General features: G+C 66.5%; 23 protein-coding genes. 4 read left to right on the top strand and 19 right to left on the bottom strand.

Annotated features, from left to right (window positions below; all coding sequences use genetic code 11):
- Positions 1-13: 13 nt before the first annotated feature.
- The 3 genes from CXY78_RS07290 to CXY78_RS07280 all read right to left on the bottom strand — a co-directional run bounded on the left by CXY78_RS07290 (position 14) and on the right by CXY78_RS07280 (position 3,233).
- Positions 14-385, bottom strand: a complete 372-nt coding sequence (locus CXY78_RS07290) for an FKBP-type peptidyl-prolyl cis-trans isomerase (RefSeq protein WP_104088801.1) — start codon at positions 383-385, stop codon at positions 14-16.
- A 183-nt stretch (positions 386-568) separates the two neighbouring features.
- The gene (locus CXY78_RS07285; protein ID WP_104088800.1) at positions 569-1,816 is read right to left on the bottom strand and encodes a PrsW family intramembrane metalloprotease; all 1,248 of its coding nucleotides are present in this window, start codon (positions 1,814-1,816) and stop codon (positions 569-571) included.
- 31 nt (positions 1,817-1,847) lie between these two features.
- Positions 1,848-3,233, bottom strand: a complete 1,386-nt coding sequence (locus CXY78_RS07280; protein ID WP_092340969.1) for an FAD-binding oxidoreductase — start codon at positions 3,231-3,233, stop codon at positions 1,848-1,850.
- Positions 3,234-3,308: 75 nt separating this feature from the next.
- Here CXY78_RS07280 and CXY78_RS07275 point away from each other — a divergent pair, with 75 nt between their 5' ends.
- Positions 3,309-4,898: an AlkA N-terminal domain-containing protein gene (locus tag CXY78_RS07275; protein WP_104088798.1), complete on the top strand. Its 1,590-nt coding sequence runs from the start codon at positions 3,309-3,311 to the stop codon at positions 4,896-4,898.
- A complete protein-coding gene (locus CXY78_RS07270; protein WP_166789992.1) occupies positions 4,895-5,770 on the top strand; it encodes a fumarylacetoacetate hydrolase family protein in 876 nt (291 codons plus the stop codon). Before CXY78_RS07275 ends, CXY78_RS07270 begins: the two co-directional genes overlap by 4 nt.
- A 216-nt stretch (positions 5,771-5,986) precedes the next feature.
- Here the strand turns inward: CXY78_RS07270 and CXY78_RS21610 are convergent, their stop codons facing one another.
- The 5 genes from CXY78_RS21610 to CXY78_RS07250 form a co-directional block, all read right to left on the bottom strand.
- Positions 5,987-6,616 carry an MFS transporter gene (locus CXY78_RS21610; protein ID WP_233206116.1) on the bottom strand — a complete coding sequence of 210 codons (630 nt, stop codon included), beginning with the start codon at positions 6,614-6,616 and terminating at the stop codon, positions 5,987-5,989.
- A gap of 6 nt (positions 6,617-6,622) precedes the next feature.
- Complete coding sequence (locus CXY78_RS21605; protein WP_233197332.1) at positions 6,623-7,357, bottom strand: MFS transporter; 735 nt, start codon at positions 7,355-7,357, stop codon at positions 6,623-6,625.
- 99 nt (positions 7,358-7,456) lie between these two features.
- On the bottom strand, positions 7,457-8,314 hold the full coding sequence (locus CXY78_RS07260; RefSeq protein ID WP_104088797.1) for a LuxR C-terminal-related transcriptional regulator: 858 nt from the start codon (positions 8,312-8,314) through the stop codon (positions 7,457-7,459).
- 53 nt (positions 8,315-8,367) lie between these two features.
- Entirely contained in the window at positions 8,368-9,795 is a 1,428-nt protein-coding gene (locus CXY78_RS07255; RefSeq protein ID WP_369827279.1) for an NCS2 family permease, read from the bottom strand.
- 124 nt (positions 9,796-9,919) lie between these two features.
- A complete protein-coding gene (locus CXY78_RS07250; RefSeq protein ID WP_104088795.1) occupies positions 9,920-11,479 on the bottom strand; it encodes a carboxylesterase/lipase family protein in 1,560 nt (519 codons plus the stop codon).
- A gap of 125 nt (positions 11,480-11,604) precedes the next feature.
- Between CXY78_RS07250 and CXY78_RS07245 the strand changes: the two genes are divergently transcribed.
- Positions 11,605-12,882, top strand: a complete 1,278-nt coding sequence (locus CXY78_RS07245; protein ID WP_104088794.1) for a uracil-xanthine permease family protein — start codon at positions 11,605-11,607, stop codon at positions 12,880-12,882.
- A 96-nt stretch (positions 12,883-12,978) separates the two neighbouring features.
- Here CXY78_RS07245 and CXY78_RS07240 read toward each other — a convergent pair whose 3' ends face one another.
- From CXY78_RS07240 to CXY78_RS07230, 3 genes are read right to left on the bottom strand one after another with little or no spacing between them, the layout of a single operon-like run.
- Entirely contained in the window at positions 12,979-13,311 is a 333-nt protein-coding gene (locus tag CXY78_RS07240; protein WP_092340960.1) for a peptidase, read from the bottom strand.
- Entirely contained in the window at positions 13,308-14,513 is a 1,206-nt protein-coding gene (locus CXY78_RS07235; RefSeq protein WP_233197330.1) for an inorganic phosphate transporter, read from the bottom strand. The genes CXY78_RS07240 and CXY78_RS07235 overlap by 4 nt, the downstream gene beginning before the upstream one ends.
- On the bottom strand, positions 14,506-14,979 hold the full coding sequence (locus tag CXY78_RS07230; RefSeq protein ID WP_104088791.1) for an 8-oxo-dGTP diphosphatase: 474 nt from the start codon (positions 14,977-14,979) through the stop codon (positions 14,506-14,508). The genes CXY78_RS07235 and CXY78_RS07230 overlap by 8 nt, the downstream gene beginning before the upstream one ends.
- A 57-nt stretch (positions 14,980-15,036) precedes the next feature.
- Here CXY78_RS07230 and CXY78_RS07225 point away from each other — a divergent pair, with 57 nt between their 5' ends.
- Positions 15,037-15,291, top strand: coding sequence for a mycoredoxin (locus CXY78_RS07225; protein WP_092340957.1), 255 nt, complete (start codon positions 15,037-15,039; stop codon positions 15,289-15,291).
- Positions 15,292-15,396: 105 nt separating this feature from the next.
- Here CXY78_RS07225 and CXY78_RS07220 read toward each other — a convergent pair whose 3' ends face one another.
- The 8 genes from CXY78_RS07220 to CXY78_RS07185 form a co-directional block, all read right to left on the bottom strand.
- Positions 15,397-16,425: a 6-phosphofructokinase gene (locus CXY78_RS07220; RefSeq protein WP_092340956.1), complete on the bottom strand. Its 1,029-nt coding sequence runs from the start codon at positions 16,423-16,425 to the stop codon at positions 15,397-15,399.
- Between the two features lie 5 nt (positions 16,426-16,430).
- The gene (locus tag CXY78_RS07215; RefSeq protein ID WP_092340955.1) at positions 16,431-18,617 is read right to left on the bottom strand and encodes a DEAD/DEAH box helicase; all 2,187 of its coding nucleotides are present in this window, start codon (positions 18,615-18,617) and stop codon (positions 16,431-16,433) included.
- A gap of 293 nt (positions 18,618-18,910) precedes the next feature.
- Positions 18,911-19,246 carry a DUF6804 family protein gene (locus tag CXY78_RS07210; RefSeq protein ID WP_233197329.1) on the bottom strand — a complete coding sequence of 112 codons (336 nt, stop codon included), beginning with the start codon at positions 19,244-19,246 and terminating at the stop codon, positions 18,911-18,913.
- Positions 19,246-21,156: a DUF2207 domain-containing protein gene (locus tag CXY78_RS20985; protein ID WP_158253288.1), complete on the bottom strand. Its 1,911-nt coding sequence runs from the start codon at positions 21,154-21,156 to the stop codon at positions 19,246-19,248. The genes CXY78_RS07210 and CXY78_RS20985 overlap by 1 nt, the downstream gene beginning before the upstream one ends.
- A gap of 55 nt (positions 21,157-21,211) precedes the next feature.
- The gene (locus CXY78_RS07200; RefSeq protein WP_104088789.1) at positions 21,212-21,772 is read right to left on the bottom strand and encodes a GDSL-type esterase/lipase family protein; all 561 of its coding nucleotides are present in this window, start codon (positions 21,770-21,772) and stop codon (positions 21,212-21,214) included.
- A gap of 85 nt (positions 21,773-21,857) precedes the next feature.
- Positions 21,858-23,378 carry an SDR family oxidoreductase gene (locus tag CXY78_RS07195; RefSeq protein ID WP_092340950.1) on the bottom strand — a complete coding sequence of 507 codons (1,521 nt, stop codon included), beginning with the start codon at positions 23,376-23,378 and terminating at the stop codon, positions 21,858-21,860.
- A gap of 87 nt (positions 23,379-23,465) precedes the next feature.
- Positions 23,466-24,329, bottom strand: a complete 864-nt coding sequence (locus tag CXY78_RS07190; RefSeq protein ID WP_092340949.1) for an aldehyde dehydrogenase — start codon at positions 24,327-24,329, stop codon at positions 23,466-23,468.
- Entirely contained in the window at positions 24,326-25,867 is a 1,542-nt protein-coding gene (locus CXY78_RS07185; protein WP_104088788.1) for an aldehyde dehydrogenase family protein, read from the bottom strand. The genes CXY78_RS07190 and CXY78_RS07185 overlap by 4 nt, the downstream gene beginning before the upstream one ends.
- Between the last annotated feature and the right edge of the window lie 8 nt (positions 25,868-25,875).

Below are 25,875 nucleotides of genomic sequence, written 5' to 3'. Positions count from 1 at the left end.
AGGGTCGAACGACTCAGCTCACGCCGAGCAGGTCGATCACGAAGATCAGGGTCTGGCCGGACAGTCGGTGTCCGGAACCGGCCGGTCCGTAGGCGAGGTGCGGGGGTACAACGAGCTTGCGACGGCCGCCGACCTTCATGCCGGGAATACCTTCCTGCCAGCCGGCGATGAGTGAGCGCAGCGGAAAGTTGATCGACTGGCCGCGGTTCCAGGACGAGTCGAACTCGTCGCCGGACGCAAACTCGACGCCGAGGTAGTGCACATCGACGGTAGCGCCGGCGGTAGCCTCGGCACCGTCACCGACGACGACATCGGTGATCTTGAGTTGTTCGGGCGCAGCGCCCTCCGGGAAGTCAATTTCGGGCTTGGAATTCAAATCAGTCATACCCCCATCCAACCGGATCGCGCGCAGAAATGCACACCGGCGACCCACCTGGCAGGTCGAAAAAAATAATGCTTGCGCCGGACCGCTCGCGGGTGCACTCTTGGTGTACACCAACTCGTCGCATCGGGAGAGTCGTCGGCACCGCCACACCACCGAAGCGGCGAGTTTCTGTTGGTTCCGCGCCTACGGTACCGCTGGTGCCGTACCCGGCCGCACCTGCCCCAGCACATCGGCCCGATGATTCATCAACCGTCCGAGCAGGCGAGCCTCGTGGGCGTGCAGCGCCGGTGTGCTCTGGCCACGCACCAGGCGGTCACGCACGAAGGCGAGGCGGGTCGCGTCCGCTATGAACAGGCGCATGGCAAGCTTCTTGGGTCGTTGCTGCCGTCGGCCCCAGGCGAGCGCCTGACGTCGGCCGGCGCCCGTGCCGAGCATCGAAACCTCCGCGGCGGTGAACCAGCCGGCCTGCGAATATTCGTGCAGCCGCCGCAGGGTGATGCGGGCTTCCTGCCGGCGGAGAAACACCACGACGAGAATGGCGACTATGAACAGCGGCACCTGCACGACCGCGTAGTAGATGAGCACGGAGGCATCACCGCTCAGCACAAAAGTGGAACCGTTCCACAGTGCGTGCAGCAGGATCGCGGGGATGAGGCCGAGCAGAAAATAGCCGACCGCGCCGCCCTTGCTCGCGCTGCGCCGTGCGGCCAGCCCGAGGGCGAGCCCGGTACAGATCGTGAACGTGACGTGCGCGAACGGCGAGAAGACCCCGCGCAGCAAGAACGTGATGCCGAGGCCCTGCGCGTTGCCCTCGGTCATGGCCAGGCCGAAGTATTGAATGTTCTCGGAGAACGCAAAGCCGGCCGCAATCGTCGCGGCGTAGACGACGCCGTCGACCGGGCCGTCGAAGTGCCTCCGAACCGCCCAGAACAGCACGAGAATGCCGAATCCCTTGGCGACTTCCTCCACGATCGGGGCCTGAATGACAGCGGATGCGAAATCACTCCCGGTCAGTGCCCCCGCGCTGGCCGCGATCGTGATCTGAACGCCAAGGTCGAAGAGCAGTGCGGTGACGATGGAGATGCCGGCACCCCACAGCAGGGCGAAGATGAGGGCCGGCCGCGGCTCCGGATCCCAGCGGTCGATCCAGCGCACCGCGAGCAGCACGACAGCGAGCGGCAGAAGCGCCAGGATCAGCCCGACCAGCAGGGCGCCGGCGCCGAGGAACGTAGTGAGGTACAAGAACACGGCGAGCAGGGCCAGCCCGGCGAGCACGATGCCGATCACGGCCAGTACGATCGGGCCGGCGCGAGACGGGCGTACCGGCTGGCTCCAAACCGGCTGCACCGGGGCCGGACTCTCCTGCACGGGCTGCTGCTGGGATGGCTGCTGCGGGGCTGGCTGCTGGCCCGGTGGCTGGTCGAGGCTCATTGTTCGAGAATACCGGCCCGGGCGGCCCAGCTCAGGCGGCAAACATGGTGCCGGGGTTCAGAAGACCGAGCGGGTCAAAGACCGCTTTGAGCTGGCGTTGCAGCTCGAGGCTCGTGTCGCCGATCTCATCGCGCAGCCAGCGACGTTTCAGCACGCCGACGCCATGTTCGCCGGTGAGCGTGCCGCCGAGGGCCAGTGCGGCCTGGAACATCTCGTCGGCGGCGGCCCAGATCTCGTCGGGCACCGCCGCATCCGCTTCCCCGCCACGGGGAATGACGAAGTTCGGGTGCAGGTTGCCGTCACCGGCGTGGGCGACGGTGGGGATGGGGATGCCGGTGCGGGCGCTGATCTCGGCGATCGCGGCGAACATCTCGGCCATGCGCGAGCGCGGTACGGACACGTCCTCGATCAGCACCCGGCCGAACTGCTCCAGGGCTGGGTGCATGGCGCGGCGGATGGCCAGCAGGCGGTCGCCGGAGGCAGCATCCGTTGACAGGCTGGCTTCGCCTCCTGCCGCCCGCAGCACGGCAACGGCCTGTTCGGCTTCGGCGAGCGCCGCCGGACCGTCGGTCTGCACCAGCAGGAACGCGCCGCGACCGAGCGGCAGACCGGCCGAGCCCTCAGGCCCCAGGTAGGCGGCGACTAGACCGAGCGCGACCGGGTCGATCAGTTCCATCACGGCGGGGCGGATTCGTGCGGCCGTGATCGCCGCGCTGGCTGCGGCCGCCGCCGTGACCGTGTCGAAAACCGCACCGATCGTGGCAACGGCGCCCGCCGTGAGCGCGCGCACCCGCACGGTCGCCTCAACGATGACGCCGAGGGTGCCCTCGGAGCCGGTGAGCAGCGCCGTGAGATCGTAACCGGTGACGCCCTTGACCGTGCGGTGCCCGGTGTGCAGCAGGCTGCCGTCGGCGAGTACGACGGTCAGACCGAGCACCGCCTCCCGCGTGACGCCGTACTTGGCGCAGAGCAAGCCGCCGGCGTTCGTGGCGATGTTGCCGCCGACGGTGGAGATGGCTTTGCTGGCCGGATCGGGGGCAAACCACAGGTCCTGCTTCGCGAGCTCGTCGTTGAGGTGCTGGTTGATCACTCCGGCCTCCACGACGGCGAGTTCGTCGTCGGCGTTGATTTCGAGGATGCGGGTGAGCCCGGCCACGCTCAGCACGATGGCACCGTCGGTGCCGCAGGCTCCGCCGGACAGTCCCGTTCCAGCGCCGCGGGTGACCACCGGCACCCGGCATTTGGTGGCGATGCGCAGCACGGCCTGCACGTGGGCGACCGTGGTGGCACGCACCAGGGCGAGGGGGGTACCGTCGGCGATCCAGCCGGATTTGTCGGTGCGGCTGGCCGCGAGGTCGAGTGGTGCAGTGCTGACGATGTCGCCAAGCTCGGACTGGAGGCGCAGCAGTGCGTTCATTCCCCCAGCCTATCGACGAGCACCCATGTCCGATTTCCGCTACCACCCCGCGCCCGATCGTGACAGGCTCGAGGTATGACGTCCGCCGTTTCAGCCGATCAGGTCTTCGCCGAGCGGTACCGCATAATGTGCTCGCGCGACAGTCGTTTCGACGGCCAGTTCATCACCGGCGTGCACACGACCGGCATCTACTGCCGGCCGAGCTGCCCGGCCGCAACGCCCAAACCGGGCAATGTGTCCTTCTACCTCACCGCGGCGGCCGCCCATGAGGCCGGGCTGCGAGCCTGCAAACGGTGCCTGCCCGACGCCGTGCCCGGCTCACCGGCCTGGAATCTGCGGGACGACCTCGCCGCCCGCGCGATGCGACTGATTTCTGACGGCGTGCTCGAACGCGACGGCGTGCCGGGGCTCGCCGCCAGCCTCGGCTACACTCCCCGGCATCTGACTCGGGTGTTGGTCGCCGAGCTCGGTGCCGGTCCGCTCGCCCTCGCCCGCGCGCATCGTGCGCAGACCGCACGCCTGTTGTTGCTGGGCACCGACCTGAAGATCACGGATGTGGCGTTCGCCGCCGGCTTTGGCAGTGTGCGCCAGTTCAACGACACCGTCACGGCCATCTACGAACGCACCCCCACCGAGGTGCGAGCGACCCGGCGCCCACTGCTGACGCACTCGGTCCCCGGCGTCGATCCCGCCGAAACCAGGATCACCCTGCAGCTGCCGGCCCGAACGCCGTTCGACGGCCCCGGGCTGCTGCGCTTTCTCGCAACCCGCGCCCTCCCGGGCGTCGAAACGGCCACCGCAACGAGCTACGCCCGCGCCGTGCGGCTACCGAACGGCACGGCCACCATCGACGTGACCCTGGCGGGAACGGATGCCGCCTCCGCGCTGGCCTGCAGCATCCGTCTGACCCAGCTCGCCGACCTGGCACCGCTGGTGAGCCGGGTGCGTCGACTGTTCGACCTCGATGCCGACGCACAGGCCATCGATCATCATCTGGCCGCGGACCCGGCGCTGGCCGTGTCGGTCGCCCGGGCCCCTGGCATCCGTGTACCGGGCAGTATGGACGCCGAGGAGACACTGTTCCGGGCGCTGATCGGGCAGCAGATCTCGGTCGCCGCGGCCCGCACCGCGTTGACCAGGCTGGCTGACACGCTTGGCGAACGCCTGCCCGGGGCCAAGTCTCGGCTGCTCTTTCCCACCGCGGCGCAGATCGCCGCCGGCGGCCGCGGCGTGCTGCGCGGGCCGGGCGCTCGCATCGAGACGATCCTGCGGGTCGCGGAGGCGCTGGCTTCGGGAGAATTGCAACTGTCAGCCGGGCAGACCCGCACCGAACTCGAAGCACGTCTGGTCGCGCTGCGGGGAATCGGACCGTGGACGGCCGGGTACGTGGCCATGCGCGTGCTCGGCAGTCCGGACATCCTGCTGACCAGCGACTTGGCACTGCGGCAGGGTGCCGGCCGACTCGGTCTGCCGGTTCAGGCCCGGGCTCTGGCCGCGCGCGGGGCTGACTGGGCGCCCTGGCGGAGTTACGCCGGAATGCACCTGTGGCGCGCTGCCGGTGTACCCGCTTTACCGCAGGGGCCGTTACCTCCAAGCAGACCGACCGAGGGTTGGAGCACCTCACAGGGCAACCCGCAGGCTGAGCCGGTTAGCCTAGAAGAGTGAAATTTGCGCATTTGAGAGTTGACGGCTCCTCCGTTCCCCGATTGGCCGTGATCTTCGACGATGCGGCACTGTTTCTCGACGACGTCATGGACGACGCCCCCCGCGACCTGCAAGATCTGCTCGAACGCGGCGACGCCGGCTACGAGCGGGTGCGCGCGATCAGCCTCGACGCAGTCTCCAACGGTGCCGTGCTGACGCAGGTCGACGAACTGCGGCATTCCTCCGCGGTGCTGCGCCCGCCGCAGATCATCGCCATCGGCGCCAACTACGCCGCACACTCCTCCGAGCTGAGCCTGCGCCTCGAAACCGCCGCTACCGTGTTCTCGCTCTGGCCCAACTCGCTCACCGGGCACGGCTCAACCATCACCTGGCCGCGCGACCTCACCACACAGGTCGACTACGAGGCTGAACTCGGTGTGATCATCGGTCGCCCGGCCCGCAACGTGACGGTCGCCAACGCCCTCGACTACGTCTTCGGCTACACCGTCGTCAACGACATCACCGCGCGCGACCTGCAATTCTCCGAAGCGCAGTGGTCACGGTGCAAATCCTTCGACGGCTTCACCCCGACCGGACCGCTCGTCGTCACCGCCGATGAGATCGGCGACCCGCAGAACCTGTGGCTGACCACGCACGTCGACGGCCGCATCCTTCAGGACGCCTCGAGCGGCGACATGGTGCGCACCGTCGCGGAGATCATCTCCTACCTGTCCAAAACGTCAACCCTCATGCCGGGAACCCTGATCTCCACCGGCAGCCCGGGCGGCGCCGGATACAGCCGCAAACCCCCGATCTTTCTGCGCGACGGGTCCACGGTGACCATCTCGATCGACAAGATCGGCATGCTCACGACGCACTGCCGCGAAATCTAACAGCGCCGATATCTACCCGACGTCGCTGCCTCCGGCGGCACCGTGCTCGAGACCATCGACTCCCCCCGGGCCGCGTTTGCGTGCATCCGCGACCCTCAGGGCACCGAGTTCACCGTGAGCGAGTTTCGACCGCCGGCCTGATCGCATCCGCTCACGACGAAACGGAGGTTGCCCGCCGGGATAACCGACGAGCAACCTCCGGCTGCGGGCCTGGTATCAGCTCCTGACCGGCACCCGCGCTTCGGCCTCGGCGACCGTTTCCAGGTTGACGCCTTTGGTCTCCGGCAGGCCGAACGTCGCGAGCAGGCTCACCAGGCTCACTCCAGCCAGGAGCAGGCCGATCGAGGCACTGCCCGCCGTGGCGATGATCGACGCTGCAACCAGCGGGGTGATGCCTCCGCCGACCAGGGCACCGAGGTTGTAGGCCATCCCGGCGCCGGTGTAGCGGTAACGGGTGGCGAACAGTTCGGGCAGGAACGCGCCGACCGGGCCGTAGATCCCGGCGACGATGAGCAGCGTGCCGGAGAGTCCGAGGCCGAAGGACCAGGCCGTTCCGATATCAAGGATGGGAAACAGCACGAGCGACCACGGCACCGCCACGATGCAGGACGCGACGATGACCGCCCGGCGACCGACCCGGTCAGAGAGGATAGCGCTCGCGATGGTGCCGACGGCGAAAACGAGGGCTCCGATGATGCCGAGGGTTAGGATGGTCGGCCGGCTGTGGGCGAGGCCCTCGGGGTTGGTGCCGTAGCTGGAGAGGAATGCGGTGCCGGTGCAGAAGAAGGCGAACAGCATCATGGTCGACGCTCCCCCGAGCAGAATCTGGCGGGGCTGCTTGCGCACGACTTCTCAAACCGGAAGTTTGCGGGCAACGGGCGCGGCACGCCTGGCATCCGTTGCGGCCTTGAACACGGGCGTCTCTTCGATCTTGAGCCGGATGTAGAGGCCGACGATCACGAGTACCGCGCTCAGAATGAACGGGATACGCCAGCCGTAGCTGAGGAAGGCGTCGGAGGCGTCACCGAGGGTGAGGTTGATGATCAGAAAGGTCATGCTGGCCAGGGCGAACCCGATGGACGGGCCGAGCTGCGGAAATGCGGCGTACAGCCCGCGACGCTTCGGCGGTGCGTACTCGGCGGCTAATAATGCCGCTCCGGCCCACTCGCCGCCGACTGCGAAGCCCTGCAGAAACCGCAGCAGCACGAGAATGATCGGGGCGGCGAGCCCGATCACACTGGCGCTCGGCAGCAAACCGATCGTGACGGTCGCGAAACCCATAATGAGAAGGGTACTGACCAGGGTCTTCTTGCGCCCGAGCCGGTCTCCGAAATGCCCGAACAGAATGGCGCCGAGCGGGCGCGACACGAACGCAACCGCGAACGTTCCGAACGAGGCGAGCGTGCCGGCCCCGGTGCCGAGCTCCGGGAAAAACACCTGCGGAAACACCAGTGCGGCGGCCGTGCCGTAGATGAGAAAGTCGTAAAACTCGATGATGCTGCCCATGGAACTGGCGACGGCCACCCTGGCCATCGAGGTGCGGCGCGGCGTCGGCCGAGCCTGCCGGATTGCGGTGCTTTCGAGCATGCGATATCTCCCTTGACATCGTGAGACACAACGCTGTTGTCGTGACGAATGTCAGCGTGGCAGCGGGCGCCGGCGGCCACCACCTCCCGGGGGAGGCGGTCAGGGCAGAAGCCGGAAGGCGCGGGCGATTCGCACGGCCTCGGTTCGGCTGTGCGCGTTGAGCTTGGCCATGATCGCCTGCATATACCCCTTCACGGTTACCGCCTGCAGGGCCAGACGGTCGCCGACCTCCGCATAGGAGCAGCCCAGGGCTACCTGCGCGAGCACGTCGGTCTCGCGGGGCGTGAGGTGCGGCACATCCGCTGGGGCACTCGCCGAACCGACCAGCCGGGCGGTGACGGCGAGGATTCGCGCGGACAGGTCGGGGTCGCTCGTGATGCTCGCGACCGAGAGCAGTTCGGTGTGGGCGAGGCGAACGACCTCGATCAGGTCGCGGTCGAGCGGTTCGGCGGCGAGACTGCCGACCACCTTGAGAATGGCCACCCGGTGATCGACCTCGTCGCGAATCTGCAGTTCACGGGCGATGCGCTCCCCGCCGGCATTGAGCTCGCCAACCGTGCGTTCGCCGAAAGAGGTGCGGTCGCGGGTGGCCGCATAAAGGATGCTGCGCCCCCGCCCGTCGACCAGTACCGGCAGCGCGACCATGGTGCGCAGACCGTCGATACGCACGGCCTGGTCATGGTGGTGGGTGATGCGGTGCGAGTCGAAGTAGTCAGCGACGCCGACCGGCCGGGACTGGTGCAGGGCCCGCCCGCCGACGCCCTCACCCGGCTGCACGTTGAGATTCTTCAGCCCCTGCGTCGTGGTGCCGACGAACTCGGTGATGACGAGTTCGCCATGGTTGACCAGCCCGGCGAAGATCACCGCAATGCCGGTTTGGGCAGCAAGCTGCCTGATCGCGCCCTTGAGCAGGTCGCGATCGCTCGGGCGGTAAACGTCGTCGTTTGCTGCGTGCATGATTCCCGGCTGACGAATCGGATCGGTGACCGGATGCTAGCAGGTGCCTCGGTTCAGCCGATCAGCGCTTCCACCGGGCCGCGCACGAAGAACAGCACGAAACCGACCGCGACGACCCAGAGCAGCGGGCTGATCTCGCGGCCCTTGCCGGAAAGGCTGCGCACGAGCACCCAGCTGATGAACCCGGCCCCGATGCCGTTGGCGATCGAGTAGGTCAGCGGCATCACGATGATGGTCAGAAAGATCGGCAGCGTGCTGGAGAACTCGGTGAAGTCCAGGTGACGAATCTGCGAGACCATGAGCGCCCCGACGATGACGAGAGCGGCAGCAGCCACTTCGAGCGGCACGATCTGGGTCAACGGCGTGAAGAACACGGCGGCCAAAAAGAGGATGCCGGTGATCACGTTGGCCGCGCCGGTGCGAGCACCCTCGCCGATTCCGGCACCGGATTCGATGAAGACGGTGTTCGAGGAGGCGCTCGTGGCGCCGCCGGCGACGGCGCCGATGCCCTCCACGATCAGGGCGGACTTCAGCCGGGGAAACTTGCCGTCCTGGTCGGCGAGGCCGGCCTCACTGGCCAGGCCGGTCATCGTGCCCATGGCGTCGAAGAAGTTCGTGAACACGAGGGTGAAGACGAGCATCACTGCGGCGAGCATGCCGATGCGTTCGAACGCGCCGAAGGACACCTGGCCGATCAGGCCGAGGTCGGGCAGCGCCACGACGCTCGTCGGCAGCACGGGGGCGTTCAGGTTCCAGCCGGCCGGGTTCGTACCGAGCGAGGGGCCGACCTTGAAGATGGCCTCGAGGATCACGGCGATGGCGGTAGTCGCCACGATGCCGATCAACAGCGCTGCCTTGACCTTGCGGGCCAGGAGCACGCCGATGATGATGAGCCCAATCACGAAGACCGTGGTCGGCAGGGTAGCGATCGAGCCGGCGTCGCCGAGCTGAACGGGCGGTGAGTTCGCGCCGCTGGCCCGCACGAAGCCGGAGTCGACCAGTCCGATGAACGCGATGAACAGGCCGATGCCGACCGTGATGGCGATCTTCAGCGGACGAGGGATGGCATTGAAGATGAGTTCACGCAGGCCGGTCGAGGCCAGCAGCACGATGATGAGGCCGTTGATGACGACCAAGCCCATCGCTTCCGCCCAGGTGACCTGGCCAACGACGCTCACAGCGAGGAACGAGTTGATGCCGAGCCCGGCAGCGAAACCGTAGGGCAGTCGGGCGATGAGGCCGAACAGAATGGTCATGACGCCGGCGGTCAGGGCGGTGACGGCGGCAACCTGCTCGTTGGGCAACCATCCGCCTTCCACGTCGACGGCGGCCTGGTCGGCGCTGAAACCGCCGAGAATCAGCGGGTTCAAAATGACGATGTAGGCCATCGTGACGAAGGTCACGACGCCGCCGCGAAATTCCCGCGACCAGGTGGAGCCGCGGCTGGTGATCTCGAAGTAGGAGTCGACCCGGGCCCTCAGGCCACGTGCTGCCGGTTGCGGCGAGGCCGCAGTGGTGGGTGTTTCAGTGCTCGAAATGGTGTGCTCCCAGTGCCGTGGCCTTTAACGCAAGGTTCCAGTCTACGACCGGGCCAGCCGGGTCAGCTCAAACGTGCGGCACGAACCGTCCCCAGGCCAGTCGTCGTTCCTTGTGCGGATCGGATTCAACGTGGTCTGTTTGGTCGATGATGAGCGTTTCCCGGGTGCTTTCGTCGTAGCGCGGCCAGGCCGCCGATGGCACCCCGCCGGCGACGAAACCCAGCCACCAGCCCTGCATCCTCGTGGCAATGTCCAGAAAAGTGCGGCGCCCGCCGAGCGCCGTCATGCCGCGGCCGAACCAGCCGTCGAGCCGGTCGAACAACGGAAACAGTTCGAGGCCGTGGGTCGCGTCGAGGCCCATCAGACGCAGCAGCCGCGGCGCGGCGTCGAACCGGTAGAAGTACACCGGCGCGTAGCGCGAGTGTCGTTCTGCGACCTTCACGCTCGGATACCAGAACGAATAGTCGCCGCCGAAATCGAGCGCCGCCCGCAACGCGGGAATACCCGGGTACTGCGCCTTGAGGGCCTTTTTCGCCTTCTTCTTGGTTTTCTTGAATATCGCGCGGATCCGCGCCGGGGTCGTCGCCAGAATGTCGATCCGGCCGCTGAACAGTGATCCCTCCCGCGCGTTGGTGCCGATGATCAGCGGGATGCGCGCGGCCCGGCCGTCCCGAAAGGCATCGAGCGGTCGCTCGGGCAGAAAATCGCCGTCAATGACGGGGCAGAGCGGGATCGTGCCCGGGTCTTGGTCGGGAGTGCGCACGGTCAGCGCTGTCGTCGCTGCGGCCAGTTGCGCGGGGTCGGCCGCGAGGAGCAGTCGGGCGGCATCCGCGTCGCTGTACGGGCCGTCGGTCAGGCTGTCGACGAATTCGCCGGCCCAGCGCGCGGTGAGATCGCTCGGGTAGACCGCGTTCGGCGGCGCACTCTGCGCGATCGCCCGGTGGAACAGTCCGGCCGCGCTCGGCACGGTCATCAGCGTGGTGACCGCGTTGCCGCCGGCCGACTCGCCGAACAGGGTGACGGCATCCGGGTCGCCGCCGAAGGCATGAATGTTCTCGTGCACCCATTGCAGGGCGGCGACCTGGTCTCGTAATCCCAGGTTGCTCTCAAACGGATGCTCCGTCGTGGCATACCGGGAGAAGTCCAGGTACCCGAGGGCCCCGAGCCGGTAGTTGATGCTGACGTAAACGATGCTGCCCCGTCGCACCAGGCCCTCCCCCTGCCGCGGAACCTCACGGCTGGAGCCGACGCTGTAGGCGCCGCCGTGGATGAACACCATCACCGGCCGCAGCGCGTCCTGGAGCTGCGCGCCGGGGCGCATCCGCTCGTCTGGCGCGATCACGTTGAGGTTGAGGCAGTCTTCGCCCTGCGGAATGCGCGGGTGAGCGCCGCGAAACTGGCCCTTGTGACTCTGCGGGGCGATCGGGCCCCACTCGCTCGCGTCGCGCACGCCGTGCCAGGCCGGCGCCGGCTGCGGCGCACGAAATCGTCGCTCACCCACCGGAGCCGCCGCATAGGGAATACCGCGCCAGGCCAGCACACCGCGCTCGCGCACCCCACGGAGCAGTCCGTTGGCCACTCGCACCTCCAGCCCCGTCTCGGTGGTGGGATCAGCGAGTTGACTCATGCGCCCGAGTCTATTCCGCCGTGCTGTGAGGACCGTGCCGTGAGGACCGGTTGTCGGCTGCGACTACGCTCGACTGTGATCAGGCAACAGGACTGATCACGCAGCATAAAGAAACGAGAACCGCAATGGCACTGCCCTGGACCCTGCACGGCGACGGAAAAACAGTCGGGGCACAGGAAGTCGTCGGTCCGGGCGAACGCCTGAGCTGGCCGCTGACCATCGGCATCGGCTCGCAGCACGTCGTGGCCATGTTCGGTGCGACCTTTCTGGTGCCGCTGCTCACCGACTTTCCGCCGAGCACCACACTGCTGTTCTCCGGTATAGGAACCCTCCTGTTTTTGCTGATCACCGGCAACAAACTGCCCAGCTACCTCGGCTCGTCGTTCGCGTTCATCGCACCGATCACCGCGGCAACCGCCTCGACCGGCATGGGCAGCGCCCTGTTCGGCATCATGGCCGTCGGGGTACTCCTCGCCCTGGTCGGCGTGATCGTTCAGCTCACCGGCACCGAGTGGATCGACCGGCTCATGCCGCCGATCGTGTCGGGCGCCATCGTCGCGCTAATCGGATTCAACCTCGCCCCGGTGGCCAAGGCCAACTTCGACAAGGCACCGCTCACCGCTCTGATCACCCTTGTCGCGGTGATTCTGTGCACGGTGCTGTTTCGCGGCATCCTCGGTCGACTGTCGATCTTTCTCGGCGTGGTCGTTGGCTACGTCGCGGCCGTCTTCTTCGGCGAGGTCGACTTCAGCCGCGTCGCCGACGCCGCCTGGATCGGGCTGCCGCCGTTCACCGCCCCGGCCAACCCGTTTGAGAACCCGGCCGCAGTCTTCGGGGTGCTGCCCGCTTTTATCCCCGTCGTCCTCGTGCTGATCGCCGAGAACGTTGGCCACATCAAGGGCGTCGCCCAGATGACGGATGCGAAGGTGAACCGGCTCACCGGACGGGCCCTGCTCGCCGACGGCCTCGCCACCATGCTGGCCGGTTTCGGCGGCGGCAGCGGAACTACGACCTACGGCGAGAACATCGGCGTCATGGCGGCCACCCGCATCTACTCCACGGCGGCCTACTGGGTGGCCGGCATCGTCGCGATTCTGCTCGGCCTCTCCCCCAAGGTCGGGGCGATCATCTTCACCATCCCCGACGGGGTGCTCGGCGGTGTCACCACTGCGCTCTACGGGCTGATTGGTGTCATCGGCGTCAAGATCTGGCTTGACAACAAGGTCGACTTCTCCAAGCCGGTTAACCAGTTCACGGCCGCGACCGCGCTGATCATCGGCATCGCCGACTTCACCCTGAACGCGGGCACCCTGAGCTTCAACGGCATCGCCCTCGGCACCGTGGCGGCCATCACGATCTACCACCTGATGACCCGGCTCGGCCGCCTGCGCCAAACCGCCTGACCCACCCTCACACGGACGGGGCCCAGGCCCCGTCCGTGGGCCCAGTTTATAAACTGGGCCCGGGGCCCGGGCCCGGGCCCCGTCCGTGGAGGCAGGCTATCGGTGCAGGGCGGGCACGATCAGGTAGACGCCGTAGAGCACGGCGATGCCGCACAGCACGAAACAGGCATAGCCGGCGTAAAGCGCCAAGCGCTTCAGCCCGGGCGCGAGCGGGTTGGCCGCGGCGGCCTTGCGCGCTCGTTTGACCTGTTTCGCGGCCTTCTTCGGGCTCAGCACGGTGATCGCGCCGGTGAATTCGTGCGGCTCCACCAGCGGGATGCGACCGGCCGTGGTAAGCAAGCGCAGGCCCAGCGAGTAGAGGCTCACGAGCAGAGCGGCCGAGAACAGTGACGCGGCCGAGACGATGAGAAAGGCGCTCCAGTCGATCACAGCGATACCTTCTTGCGGTCGCCGCGGCCACGCCGCGTGGGCCGGCGCGGCGTCTTCTTGATGTTGACCACCCGTCCGGCATCATCGATGTCGTTGAGCAGGGTGTGGTGCGAGACCCGGTTGCGACGCGACCAGCGGAACAGGGCCATGATGACGATCGTTCCGATCACCATGTCGAGCACGATGCCGATCGGCCCGAGCAGGGCGAGTCCGGCGGCGAATGCGCCCATGATGGCCGAAGCCGGCAGGGTCATGACCCAGCCGAGAGCGATGCGGCCGGCCATCCCCCAGCGGATGGTCGACCCGCGGCGGCCCAGGCCGGAGCCGATCACCGAGCCGGAGGCAACCTGGGTGGTGGAGAGGGCGAATCCGAGATGGCTGGAGGCGAGGATCGTGGCCGCGGTGCTGGTTTCGGCGGCGAAACCCTGGGCCGGCTTGATCTCGGTCAGGCCGGTGCCCATGGTGCGGATGATGCGCCAGCCGCCGGTGTAGGTGCCGACGGCAATGGCGAGGGCGCAGGCGGCGATGACCCAGAAGGTGGGCCCGCTGCCGACTGCCTGAAACCCGCCGGCGATGAGGGTGAGGGTGATCACTCCCATGGTCTTCTGGGCATCGTTGGTGCCGTGGGCCAGCGCGACGAGCGAGGAGGAGAAGATCTGCGCGTAACGGAACCCGCCGCGGCCGTCTGGCTTGCCGACGTCGCGCCGGGTGATCGTGTAGGCCAGGCGGGTGGCGACGAGCGCCACGCCTCCCGCGATCAGCGGCGCGATCAGCGCGGGCAGGATCACCTTGGCGGCCACGACGTTGTAGTCAACGGCCTGGGTACCGACGCCGATGATCGTGGCGCCGATCAGCCCACCGAACAGGGCGTGGCTCGAGCTGGATGGCAGGCCCATCAGCCAGGTGACCAGGTTCCACACGATCGCGCCGATCAGGCCCGCGAAGATGAGTTCGGGGGTGATCAGTACCCCGCCGTCCCCCTCCTTGATAATGCCGCCAGACACTGTGCGGGCAACCTCGGTCGAGAGAAAAGCACCGACCAGGTTGAGAATGGCGGCGACGCCAACGGCAACCTTGGGCTTCATCGCGCCGGTCGCGATCGGGGTGGCCATGGCATTGGCCGTGTCGTGAAAACCGTTGGTGAAGTCGAAGATGAGTGCCAGCGCAATGACCAGCACGATGATGAGGCTGAATTCAGGCACGAGACACCACGCTTTCCAAGTCGGCTCCGAAGGTGAACGTGGCGCGCACCGGCACTCCGTCGAGCACCCCGGGCAGCCAATGCCGGGCGTCGTCCCACATCTCATCGACCGGCAGGCTCGCCACGTCGAACCAGACGGGGTTCAGCTCGTTCGATTCCCGCGGCGTTCCGGACCAGTCGTCGCAGACGAACACGGTCGATTCCTGGCTCCACTCCTGGCGGTGCGGAAACAGGTAGGTGAGATACCCCAGTTCCGTCAAAGCGGATGCCGCCACCACCAGCCCGGATTCCTCTTCGATTTCGCGCACGGCAGCATCCACTGCACTTTCGCCGATTTCGAGCTTGCCGCCAAGGCCGACGATGTTGCCTACGCCGAGGCCTTTCTTCTTGCGGCCCAGCAGTACCTGCCGGTTGCCTTCGGGAGATAGTCGAGTGAGGTAGCACACGCATACCTGGGGCAAAGTCATTGCTTCATCTTAACGCGCACGCGGTGCATTCGGATGCGGCTCGGATAAGCTTGCAGCATGGACTTTGTACCCGCGACCGGAACCATCACCATGTTCACCACCGATTGGTGCGGCTACTGCAAACGATTGAAGAAACAGCTCGACACCGCCGGTATCGGCTACACCGAGGTGAATATCGAGCAGGTTGACGGCACACCCGAACTCGTGATGAGCCTGAACAACGGCAACCAGACCGTGCCGACCATTCTGTACCCCGACGGATCGGCCGCGACCAATCCCTCGCTGGCCCAAGTGCAGGCCAAACTCGCCTGATCAGCCCGCCGGGCCCAGCTCGGCACCTCGCGGCACTCGTTTGAGAAGCTGGCACTGGTTTGAACTCGTGCCACGAGCTCAAACGCGTGCCACGAGCGCACTCTTCTAGCCGAAGAGTACGGCAGCCTCGTCGTAGCGGGCCGGTGAGACCCGCTTGAGGCCGATCGTGGCCGATGCGATGCTCACGACGTCGATCTCGGTGCCGCGCAGCGACACCATGGAGCCCCACTGGGAGTTGTGGATCGCGTCGACCGCCGCCATACCCAGGCGGGTGGCGAGCACCCGGTCGTAGGCCGACGGTGCGCCGCCGCGCTGGGTGTGGCCGAGCACCGTGGCCCGGCTTTCGATGCCGGTGCGTTCTTCGATCAACGGGGCGATGATCTCGCTGATTCCGCCCAGACGAGGCCGATGAAAGGCGTCGAGGCCCTTGGTGGAGTGCGCCTTCTCCATGCCGGAGAGCAGAAAACCCTCCGAGACGACGATGACCGGGGCCCGACCGCGGTCGCGAACGTGCTCGACCCAGTCGCAGATCTGCTCGATCGACTTGGGTTGCTCAGGAATGAGGATGGCGTGGGCGCCGCCGGCCATGCCGGAGTGCAGCGCAATCCAGCCGACGTGGCGTCCCATGACCTCGACGACCATGCAGCGCCCGTGCGATTCGGCGGTCGTGCGCAGCCGGTCGATGGCTTCGGTGGCGATTTCGACGGCGGTGTTGAAGCCGAACGAGTAGTCGGTGGCCTCGAGATCATTGTCGATGGTTTTCGGCACGCCGACAATGTTGAGTCCGGCCTCGGTGAGGCGGTGCGCTGCGGTCAGCGTGCCCTCCCCGCCGATCGCGATCACGGCGTCGATGCCGTTGGCGTCGAGGGTGCGCTGGATATTCTCCGGGCCGCCGTGCTCGCCCTCGAACGGGTTTGTGCGGGAACTGCCCAAAATGGTGCCGCCCTGGCGGGACAGGCCGCGCACGCTGTGACGATCGAGTTCCATGAACTCGCTCTGCACGAGTCCGCGCCAGCCATTGCGGATTCCGACGAACTCGAAATCGTGCGTGCGCACACCCTTGAGCACGGCGCCGCGAATGACCGCGTTCAGTCCGGGGCAGTCGCCGCCGCTGGTGAGAATACCGATCTTCATGCGGGTTACAGCTTTCCGTCGAGGGCCTGGGTGAGCAGGAAGATGAGCGCACTTGCCTGCACCGATTCGGTGGCCGAAAACTCTGCCTGAGACCCATCGAGGGCGCGGGCGGCCAGACCCTCTTTGCTGCCGATCAGGTCGGCGATACGCGCATCGATGGTGTGCGCGGCGATGATGCGCCACGCGGTGACCGGCTCGTCCTGGCCGATGCGGTGCACCCGGTCGATGGCCTGGGTCTGCTCGGCAGCGGTCCAGCTGAGTTCGGCGAGCACCACGTTGGACGCGGCCTGCAGGTTCACGCCGACACCGGCCGCGGTGAGCGAACACACCGCGATCGCGACGTCGGGATCATTGTTGAACGAGTCGATCGCCGCCTGGCGGGCCAGGGCACTCTGGTCGCCGCGCAGCGAAACCGTTTTCAGGTCGCGCTTGGCGAAGATCTCCTCCGCGGTGTCCATGACGTCGATGTGCTTGGCGAAGAACACCACCTTGCCCACCGAGCGGGCGAGTTGCGCAGCGTAATCGGCTGCGAGCCCGGCCTTGGCCTGACCGATCTTGCGCACCATCGTGAAGACGTTTTCGCCAGTGGTCTGGCCCTTGGAATCTTCGAGCTCGGCGTGGGCGACGGCGCGAATGTAGGCATCCCGCTGGTCTTCGTCGGGAACAGCTGGACCGCCGGAACCGGCATGGCGGGCAGCCACGAGCGCCTGGTAGCGGGTGACCAGACGGGCACCCAGCTCACGTTCGGCTTGACGAATGGATCGGCCGAGGTCATCGTCGAGTTCCACCGGCAGGTCGGCGATGCGCTTGGCCGGCAGGTCGGCGGCGACGTCGACCTTGCGGCGACGCACGATGCCCATATCAATGACAGCGGCGCGGGCTTCCTTGTAGAACCCCATGTCGGCGGGAGTCAGCCCGGTCTCTTCGAGGCGTTTCAGAAGGGCGGGGGCCGGCTTGTCGCCGTCGATCCAGCCGAGGAACTGCCAGATGGCGCGAAAATCATCGACGTCGTTGATGAGAGGGGTGCCGGTGAGCGCCATCAGCAGCGGGTTGCCGCCCGGAGTACGGCGGCGGATCTGGTCGGCGAGCGACAGCACGTGTTTGGACCGCTGCGAGGACAAATTCTTGATGAAGTGCGCCTCATCGACGACCATGCCCTTGAACCCGAGCGTGCCGAGCCAGGCCAGGTGGCGGTCGAGCACGTCGTAATTCACCACGACCACGTCGGCGAACGCGTCGAGGGTGTCTCCGTCGCCGTGGATGACGGTGGCCCGCCGGTTCGGCGTCCACAGCTCAACTTCGCGGGCCCAGTTCATCTTGACCACGTTCGGCACGATGGCCAGCAACGGGTAGGCGTTGGCAACGGATGCCGCCAGCAGGCTTTGCGCGGTTTTGCCGAGGCCAGGCTCGTCGGCGAGCAGGTAGCTGCGGTGGCCGAGGCGGGCGCTCTCGATGAAACGTGCCTGGTGCCGCATGAGCTCCATGCCGCCCGGGGAGAGCCGGTCGAGGCGGGGGGCTTCCGGCATGTCCATGCTGGCCGCCTGGCCGCCTGAACCGTACTCGAAAGATTTGAACAGGGGGCCGAGCAGTTCCCAGTTGGCGAGTCGACGCGGGTGCACGATCGGCTGGGCCGCTGCGCTGAAGTCGGGGGCCAGGAACGGGTTAGCCAGCTGCCGGGCTTTCACCGACTGCGGGATGACCTGGTTCTGCAGCACGACCGGTGCGGCCTCGGGCTCACGGGTGATGATGAGTTCGTCGGGGCTGAGCTCGGCACCGGATTCGAGCAGCCAATCGCGCCGAAACCGCTGGGCGACGGTGGAGACGCCCGCATCGGGTTCGAGCAGGGTTATCAGGCTCGTGTCACGGGCGGCCGTCTTGGCCAGAATCTGGGCGATCCCATCGAGGCGTTTGAGCAGCTCTGCTCGGTTCGCGTCGGAGAGCTCTTTGTCGCCTTTGACCCGGGCGCGTTCCTCCCGCATCAGCAGGGCGATGACCTGGTATTTCGTGCGGTTGGTCGGCCCGAGCTTGGTACCGGACTGCGCCTTCGCTTCGACCTCGCGCACCTTGCGGGCGAGAATCGGAATGATCGGCGCATCATCGTCGCGGGAACGCGGGTGAGCCCGATTGCGGGTGGACCCACTACGACCGAGGTTGTTCCGGCTGCTCGAGGCATCGGTGCGGGTATAAGCCATTGTTCTCCACTTCGAAGCAGCACGGTACGGGTACCGGCTGTACCTATCCGAGCGTGCCGGTCACGGCATTCTGGTGTTACCGAAACGCGCAGTGCGCGCACACCGTTTCTCCGGCGTGCAGAAACAGGTGGTACACGAAACACAGCACGGGCCCTGATCATGACGCCCGACCCAAGGTCAAGCGGATGCTGTCGCAACGGTGGTGCAGATATGACAGGTACTGCCACCGAATGCGAGAGCCAGTAGAGATCTGATCGAGTTCTCTCAACGCGATAGTAGTCTACGCCCGACGTTCAATCCTTGCGAATTGGCACTTTGGTGCGCAGACCGACGACGATGAAAACGATCGCCGCGATGAACTGAGCCGAGACCCAGCCCTGACCGCTGAGGTCGATGATCACGACCGGGTTCCACAGGATAGCCATCGGAACGAGACCGAGCAGCCAGTACCAGGACCGGGCCTGAATCACGAAGACGCAGATGATGAGCGCCAGAATACTGACCGCGTAGCGAATGATGATGAAACTCTCGCCGTCCAGAAGCGCGAGTCCGGCGAGCAGAACGATGGCGCCCAGCAGGCCAGGCGCGAGAGCCGAGCGAGTGAACGTCGGTGCGGCTGGAGTGCCCATCAGACTCCTCCCCCGCCCCCGCCGCCGCCTCCGCCGCCCGAGAAACCGCCGCCGCCTCCACCGGAGCTCGATGAGCTCGTGGCGCTGCCCGACCAGGACGCCGTCGTGGCGGCCTGGAAGGAGCTGATCGCACCCGCGAAGTACGCCGCCTGGAAAATTCCGGACCCGTAATACCAGTCGGGCTGGGTGTTGCTCTCGGCGTAGTACTGGCTCAGCACGCCGGACCAGTCCTTCTCCTGCCCGAACAGTACGGCCAAGGGCAGCACGCGTTCGTAGAGTTTCACGATCTGTACGGCGGGGGCATCCGCTGTCGCGGTGGCAAGGCCGAGATTTGGCCGACCGTTTTCCGGCCGATAGACGGAACGCACGGCTCCCTCCGGACTCTGCAACACTCGCAGCCGATCGGCTTCGGCGAGACCTATATACAACTTGACGCCCTTCAGATAGTCACGCAGTTCCGCACCACTTTCAGTGAGCGTTCTAAAATTGGCGACCAACGCGATCGTGGCAACGACAGCCACGACGCCCAGCGCGATGATCAGCAGGGGCCAGAACCCGCCCACCACCGTGATGACGGCGCCCAGGCCGGCCACGACGGCGACACCACCGCTGACCACGGCAATCCCCATGAGCACACTGCGCAGGGCGACGTTTTTCTGTTCCCGCAAACCCAAACGCAGAGATTCCGCGTGGCTCGCCGTGCGTTCCTTCGCCAGCGCCTTGCTCAACGAAATGCTCTTCTTCTTCAGGTCACGTTGGTCGCCGGGCTGCAGTCCGGGAAAGAGCTTGCCGAGAATGCGGCTCTCGGTCTCGTCGACGCCGTCGGCGTGCACGAATTCGAGCAGAAAGTGACTCTTCTTGTCGCTGGTCTCGAGAATACGCACGTTGCCACGCACCGCGAAGCTGATGAACTGGGCCGCCATCGCCTTGCTCGAGGCACCGACGATGTCTCCGGAGGTGAGCAGGTTCACCCCTCGCGGCGGAAGATACTCGGCGATGATGGTGAATCGACCACGCGCGTCACGCAATCGGGTGGCGCGTAACAGTGCGGCCAACAGGGCCGTCAGCAACGCCACGATGGCGGCGGCCAGCCCAATGCTGGGGAAGGCGTTGGCGGTGAAGGAATCATCGCGCGGCACAAAGGTACCCGGCTGAAACTCGACATCGATGGTCAGGTTCTCCTGCGGCCCGAGCTCGCGGGTAACCGCGGAGACGGTCGGTTCAGTGTCGGACCCGGTGAAACGGATGCTGTCACAGGGCAACTGAGAATCATCCCGCCCCTGAAAACACCGCAGCTTGCCGCTCAACCGGTCGACGAGCTCCGGATCGAACCGCACCGTTGCGGTGACCAGGCCGAACGGCTGGTCCCATCCGGTGCCGTTTACGTCCCAGTAGAACTCTTCGGTTTCGGCGTTGTCGGGATACAGCGTGACGTTGGATTGCGCGTACGTGATCACGTAGGTCTCTGCACCGTGCACGAATTCGTCGGCGGCACTCGTCACCACGAGAAACTCTTCATCGCGGTCTTCGCTGGTGGTCTCGGTGCCAAACGGTCGGGGCGTGCCGTTCTCGTCGGTGACGCTCTCGATCACGATGTCGGTGGGACGCCCCCGGTAGTGCGTGGGGATGGCGCGCTGAATGCCGTGGTTTTGGTCGACCTCTGGGAAGCGGGCCACGATGGTCTCGACGGTTGTCAGCGTTGACCGGCCGTCAGCGTCCAGGCCAAGGTCGTATTGGGCGTCGAAGGAGTCAAAGCTGAAGTCGTTGACGCCTGCGCCCACCAGGCTGAGCGGAGCGGTGGCGGCCTGCGCTGGCGGCGTCGGGGCGAGCGCGGCTCCCCCGATGACCAGACCCCCGCTAATCAGCGCACCGAGAGTGAGGACGAGTGCGGGGCGAACCGATCTGAGCATGAGTCCACTCTACCGAGCGTGCCAAGCAGGCAGCCGCGCGCTCGTCCCTGGCGGTTCAGGCGTGCTGGATGGGAATCGATGTCGTCGACGGCGGGCGTTCGAACAGCATCTCCAGCCCCGGCTTCAGTTCGGCGAGCCAGGCCGCGTACCCGGCCGGATTCAGGTGCAGGCGGTCGATACCGAGTGCCGGGTCGAGCTCGCCGTCCGGCAGGGCGAGAGCCGGCCAGAGGTCAAGGTATTGCACGTGCTGGGTGGGTGCATACTGCCACACGTGCCGGTTTATTGAGCGGATGGTCTCGGCAAAGTCCCGGTCACGCGGTAAAACAGACTGCACCATTATGCGGGTCTCTGGCAGGGCTCGACGGAGGGTGTGCAGGATGGTCTCGACGTTGCGCACGACGTATTCGTCGGACTTGCGCCAGCCGAGATCGTTGGTACCGACCCCGATCACGATGGCGTCCGGCCGCAACTCAATCACCCGATCAATCTGCGCGATCACCTCATCGGTGGTGTTTCCACTGGCGGCCAAATTGTGCACATCGTGCTCGGGAAACCACTCGTCCCACAGACCGCTCGCGACAAGGCCGTCGCCCAGAAAGGCGAGAGAAACTGACATAGTGGCCTCCTACTCGTAACCATCATGCCCCGAACCAGGCCGAGCCGCCAGAATTCTCAGAGTATACGCACGTTCTACTGAAACCTCAGTTATCCTCAGAGCGAGATACTGCGCCGAGCGGATGCGGCACCTCGGTTTTCCGCTCCACCGCCGCCGTGGCCGTGATGCGGGTGGCCATGCCCTCGAAAATGATGCCGTGGAACGGCAGGATCGCCGCCCAGTACAGCCTCCCGCCGAGGCCGCGGGGAAAGAACACCGCGCGCTGGCGGTAGAGGGAGCCGCCGGCATCCGTTGGTGTCACGCTCATTTCGAGCCAGGCCCGGCCTGGGACGCGCATTTCGGCGCGGAGGCGCAGAAAGCTTCCGTGGTCGATCTGCTCGACCCGCCAGAAATCGAGCACCTCACCGTTATGCAGGTGGTCGGGGTTGCGGCGGCCGCGGCGAAGACCGACCCCGCCGACGGCCTTGTCCATGAGACCGCGAACGGCCCAGGCCAGCGGAAAGGAGTACCAGCCGTTTTCGCCGCCGATGCTCTCGATGACCCGCCACAGTGCTGCGGGGTCGGCCGGGGTGGTCTTCTCGCGCAGGTCGGTGTAAACGGAGTGGCCGGCCCAGTTCGGGTCGCTCGGAAGCGGGTTGCTCGACGCACCCTCGATCGAGGAGTTGCGCCAGCTGGTCTCCACGTCGCCGTCTCGCATGCGGCCGAGGGCCAGACGCACGGCGCGACGATAGCCGGTGAGGCCGCCCTCCGGCTGCGGAATGAACTCGTCGATATCACTCTCGTGCACGACGCAGTCGTATTGCAGCGAGGCGATGATGGGGATGGCGAGGTTGCGTGGAATCGGCGTGACCAGGTTCACCCACTGCGAGGCGAGCCACGGGGTGAGTACCGGCAGAGCCGCGATGGCCCGCTGCTTGAGGCCGGCTTCGAGGGCGTAACCGTTCATCATCTGGCCGTACCGCAAGACGTCCGGACCGCCGATGTCGAAGGTGCGGTTCACCTCGGGCGGCAGGTCGGCCGCGGCCTGCAGGTAGTAGAGCACGTCACGCACGGCGATCGGCTGGATCTTGTTGCGCACCCATTTGGGCGCGGGCATGTAGGGCAGCACGTCGGTCAGGTGGCGGATCATCTCGAACGAGGTGGAACCTGAGCCGATCACGACGCCGGCCTGGAACGCGATGGTGGGCACGCCACTGTCGATCAGGATGCGGCCGACTTCCATCCGGGAGCGCAGGTGAGCCGACAACGTCTGCGTGTCGGGGTGCAGCCCGCCGAGGTAAACGATCCGTCCGACGTGGGCGGCGAAGGCCGCCCGGGCGACGTTCTCCGCCGCCGTGTGCTCGGTTTTTTCGAAGTCGCCGGCCGCACCCATCGAATGCACGAGATAGAACAGCACGTCGATATCGACGCACGCGCGCTCAACCGAGGCCAGGTCGCCGAGGTCTCCCTCGACTACCTCGACCTGATCGGCCCAGGGCACATCGCGCAGTTTCGACGGCGTGCGCACGAGCACCCGCACGGTGAAACCGGCGTCGAGAAGTTTGGGAACGAGACGTCCACCGATGTAGCCCGTCGCGCCGGTGACGAGTGCTCTGCGTAAGGTCATGGGCCGCAGCCTATCGCGGCCTGGGACACCCGTTGCACGGTCACAGCGGATGCCCGGGCGGCGGCCAGCGGATACCCGGGCGACAGGCTAGAGGATGGCCTTGGTGTGCCAGACCGTTTTGACTTCGGTGAAGGCGAGGATGCGGGACAGGGCGGGGGCTGCGGCATCCGCTCCCGACTCGGGTGGGAGTACCCGCTTGAGCGTGTCGGCGGCGCTGATCTGCAGCTCCACCCAGTCGAGGTCGCCGGCACCGACGAGGTCGAGCGCGTTGACGTCGGCGTGGCTGGCCAGCCACGGCGCGATTTCGGCCGGCGAACCGGTGACGATGTTGACGACTCCGCCGGGCACATCGCTCGTGGCGAGCACCTCGCCGAGACTGATCCCCGACAGCGGTGCGAGTTCGTTGGCGACGACGACGACGGTGTTACCGGCCACGAGGGCCGGTGCGATGGCGCTGACCAGTCCGAGCAGCGATTCGCCGCCCTGCGGGGCGATGATCGCGACGACGCCGGTCGGTTCGGGCACCGACAGGTTGAAGAACGGACCGGAGACCGGGTTGGCGTTGCCAGCGACCTGCACGTACTTGTCAGCCCAGCCGGCGTACCAGACCCAGCGATCGATGGCCTCGTCGATTTGGGCACTCGCTGCGGCGGCGTTGACGCCCTCGCAGCTCTCGATCTCGTCGATGAACTGCGCCCGGCGGCCCTCGAGCAGTTCGGCGATGCGATACAGCACCTGGCCACGGTTATAGGCCGTGGCACCGGCCCAACCACCGAGGGCGCTGCGGGCGGCAACGACGGCGTCGCGGGCATCCTTGCGGCTCCCCTTCGCGGCGTTTGCGAGAAAGTCGCCTTTGTGCGAGAGCACCTCGTAGACGCGGCCGGATTCGCTGCGCGGAAACTTGCCGCCGATGTAAAGCTTGTATGTCTTGGGAATGGCGAGGCGGTTCACTTGGTGGCCTTCTCTGCGGATGCGGACTTCTTGCTGGCGGATGCGGACTTCTTGCTGACCGGAGCGTGCTCCGCGGCCGGGATCGACCGCGACCCGGTGCGTACGGCGGGCTTGAGGTACGCAGCGAGGCCGTGGCGGCCGCCCTCGCGGCCGTAGCCGCTCTCCTTGTAGCCACCGAACGGGCTGGACGGGTCGAATTGGTTGAAGGTGTTCGCCCAGATCACGCCGGCGCGCAGCTTGTCGGCGACGGCGAGGATGCGACTGCCCTTGTCGCTCCAGATTCCGGCGGAGAGACCGTACGGGGTATTGTTCGCCTTGGCAATTGCTTCGGCCGGGGTGCGGAAGGTCAGCACGGAGAGCACCGGGCCGAAGATCTCATCGCGCGCGATGCGGTGGCTGGTGGACACGTTGGTGAAGATGGTCGGCGCGAACCAGAAACCGTTCTCGGGAATGACGCAGTCGGTGCTCCAGCGTTCGGCGCCTTCCTGCTGGCCGAGATCGGACAGTTCGCGAATACGGGCGAGCTGTTCTGCACTGTTGATGGCACCGATGTCGGTGTTCTTATCGAGCGGGTCGCCCAGGCGCAATGTCTGCATGCGGCGCTTGAGCCGCTCGATGACGTCGTCGTGGATGCTTTCCTGCACGAGCAGGCGGCTGCCGGCGCAGCAGACGTGACCCTGGTTGAAAAAGATGCCGCGCACGATGCCCTCGACAGCCTGGTCGATCGGGGCGTCGTCGAAGACGATGTTGGCGCCCTTGCCGCCGAGCTCGAGGCTGAGCTTTTTGTCGGTTCCGGCGACGGAACGGGCGATGGCCCGACCGACCGAGGTCGAGCCGGTGAAGGCGACCTTGTTGACGCCTGGGTGGTTGACCAGGGTCTGCCCGGTGCTTCCGTCACCCGTGATGATGTTCACGACGCCGGCGGGCAGGTCGGCCTGCTGCAGAATCTCCGCGAACAGCAGCGCGGTGAGCGAGGTGGTTTCGGCGGGCTTGAGCACGACCGTGTTCCCGGCGGCAAGGGCAGGGGCGATCTTCCAGGCGAGCATCATGAGCGGAAAGTTCCACGGGATGACCTGCGCGGCGACGCCGAGCGAGGCCGGGTTCGGACCGACTCCGGCGTGGTCGAGCTTGTCGGCCCAGCCGGCGTAGTAGAAGAACCAGGCGGCGACCAGGGGAATGTCGACGTCGCGGGTTTCCTTGATCGGTTTGCCGTTGTCGAGGGTCTCAGCGACGGCGAGTTCGCGGGCGCGTTCCTGCACCAGGCGGGCGATGCGAAACAGGTACTTGCCCCGGTCGCTGCCGGAGAGGCGGGACCAGACGCCATCGTAGGCGTGACGGGCGGCCGCGACTGCGGCGTCGACATCCGCTTCGTTGGCGGTGGCGATCATGGCGATCTGCTGCTCGGTAGCCGGGTTGATGGTTTGGAACGGGGTTCCGCGACCGGCCGTGAAATCGCCGTTGATGAAGAGGCCGTAGTCGCTTTTGAGGTTCAGCAGGGCCTGCGACTCTGGGGCCGGGGCGTAGTCAAGAAATTTCATGGTTGTTC

Origin of the sequence: Cryobacterium sp. N19 (assembly GCF_002929595.1) — a bacterium.
GTDB classification, from domain to species: Bacteria; Actinomycetota; Actinomycetes; order Actinomycetales; family Microbacteriaceae; genus Cryobacterium; species Cryobacterium flavum.
This window is presented reverse-complemented; position numbering and strand designations above follow the sequence as displayed.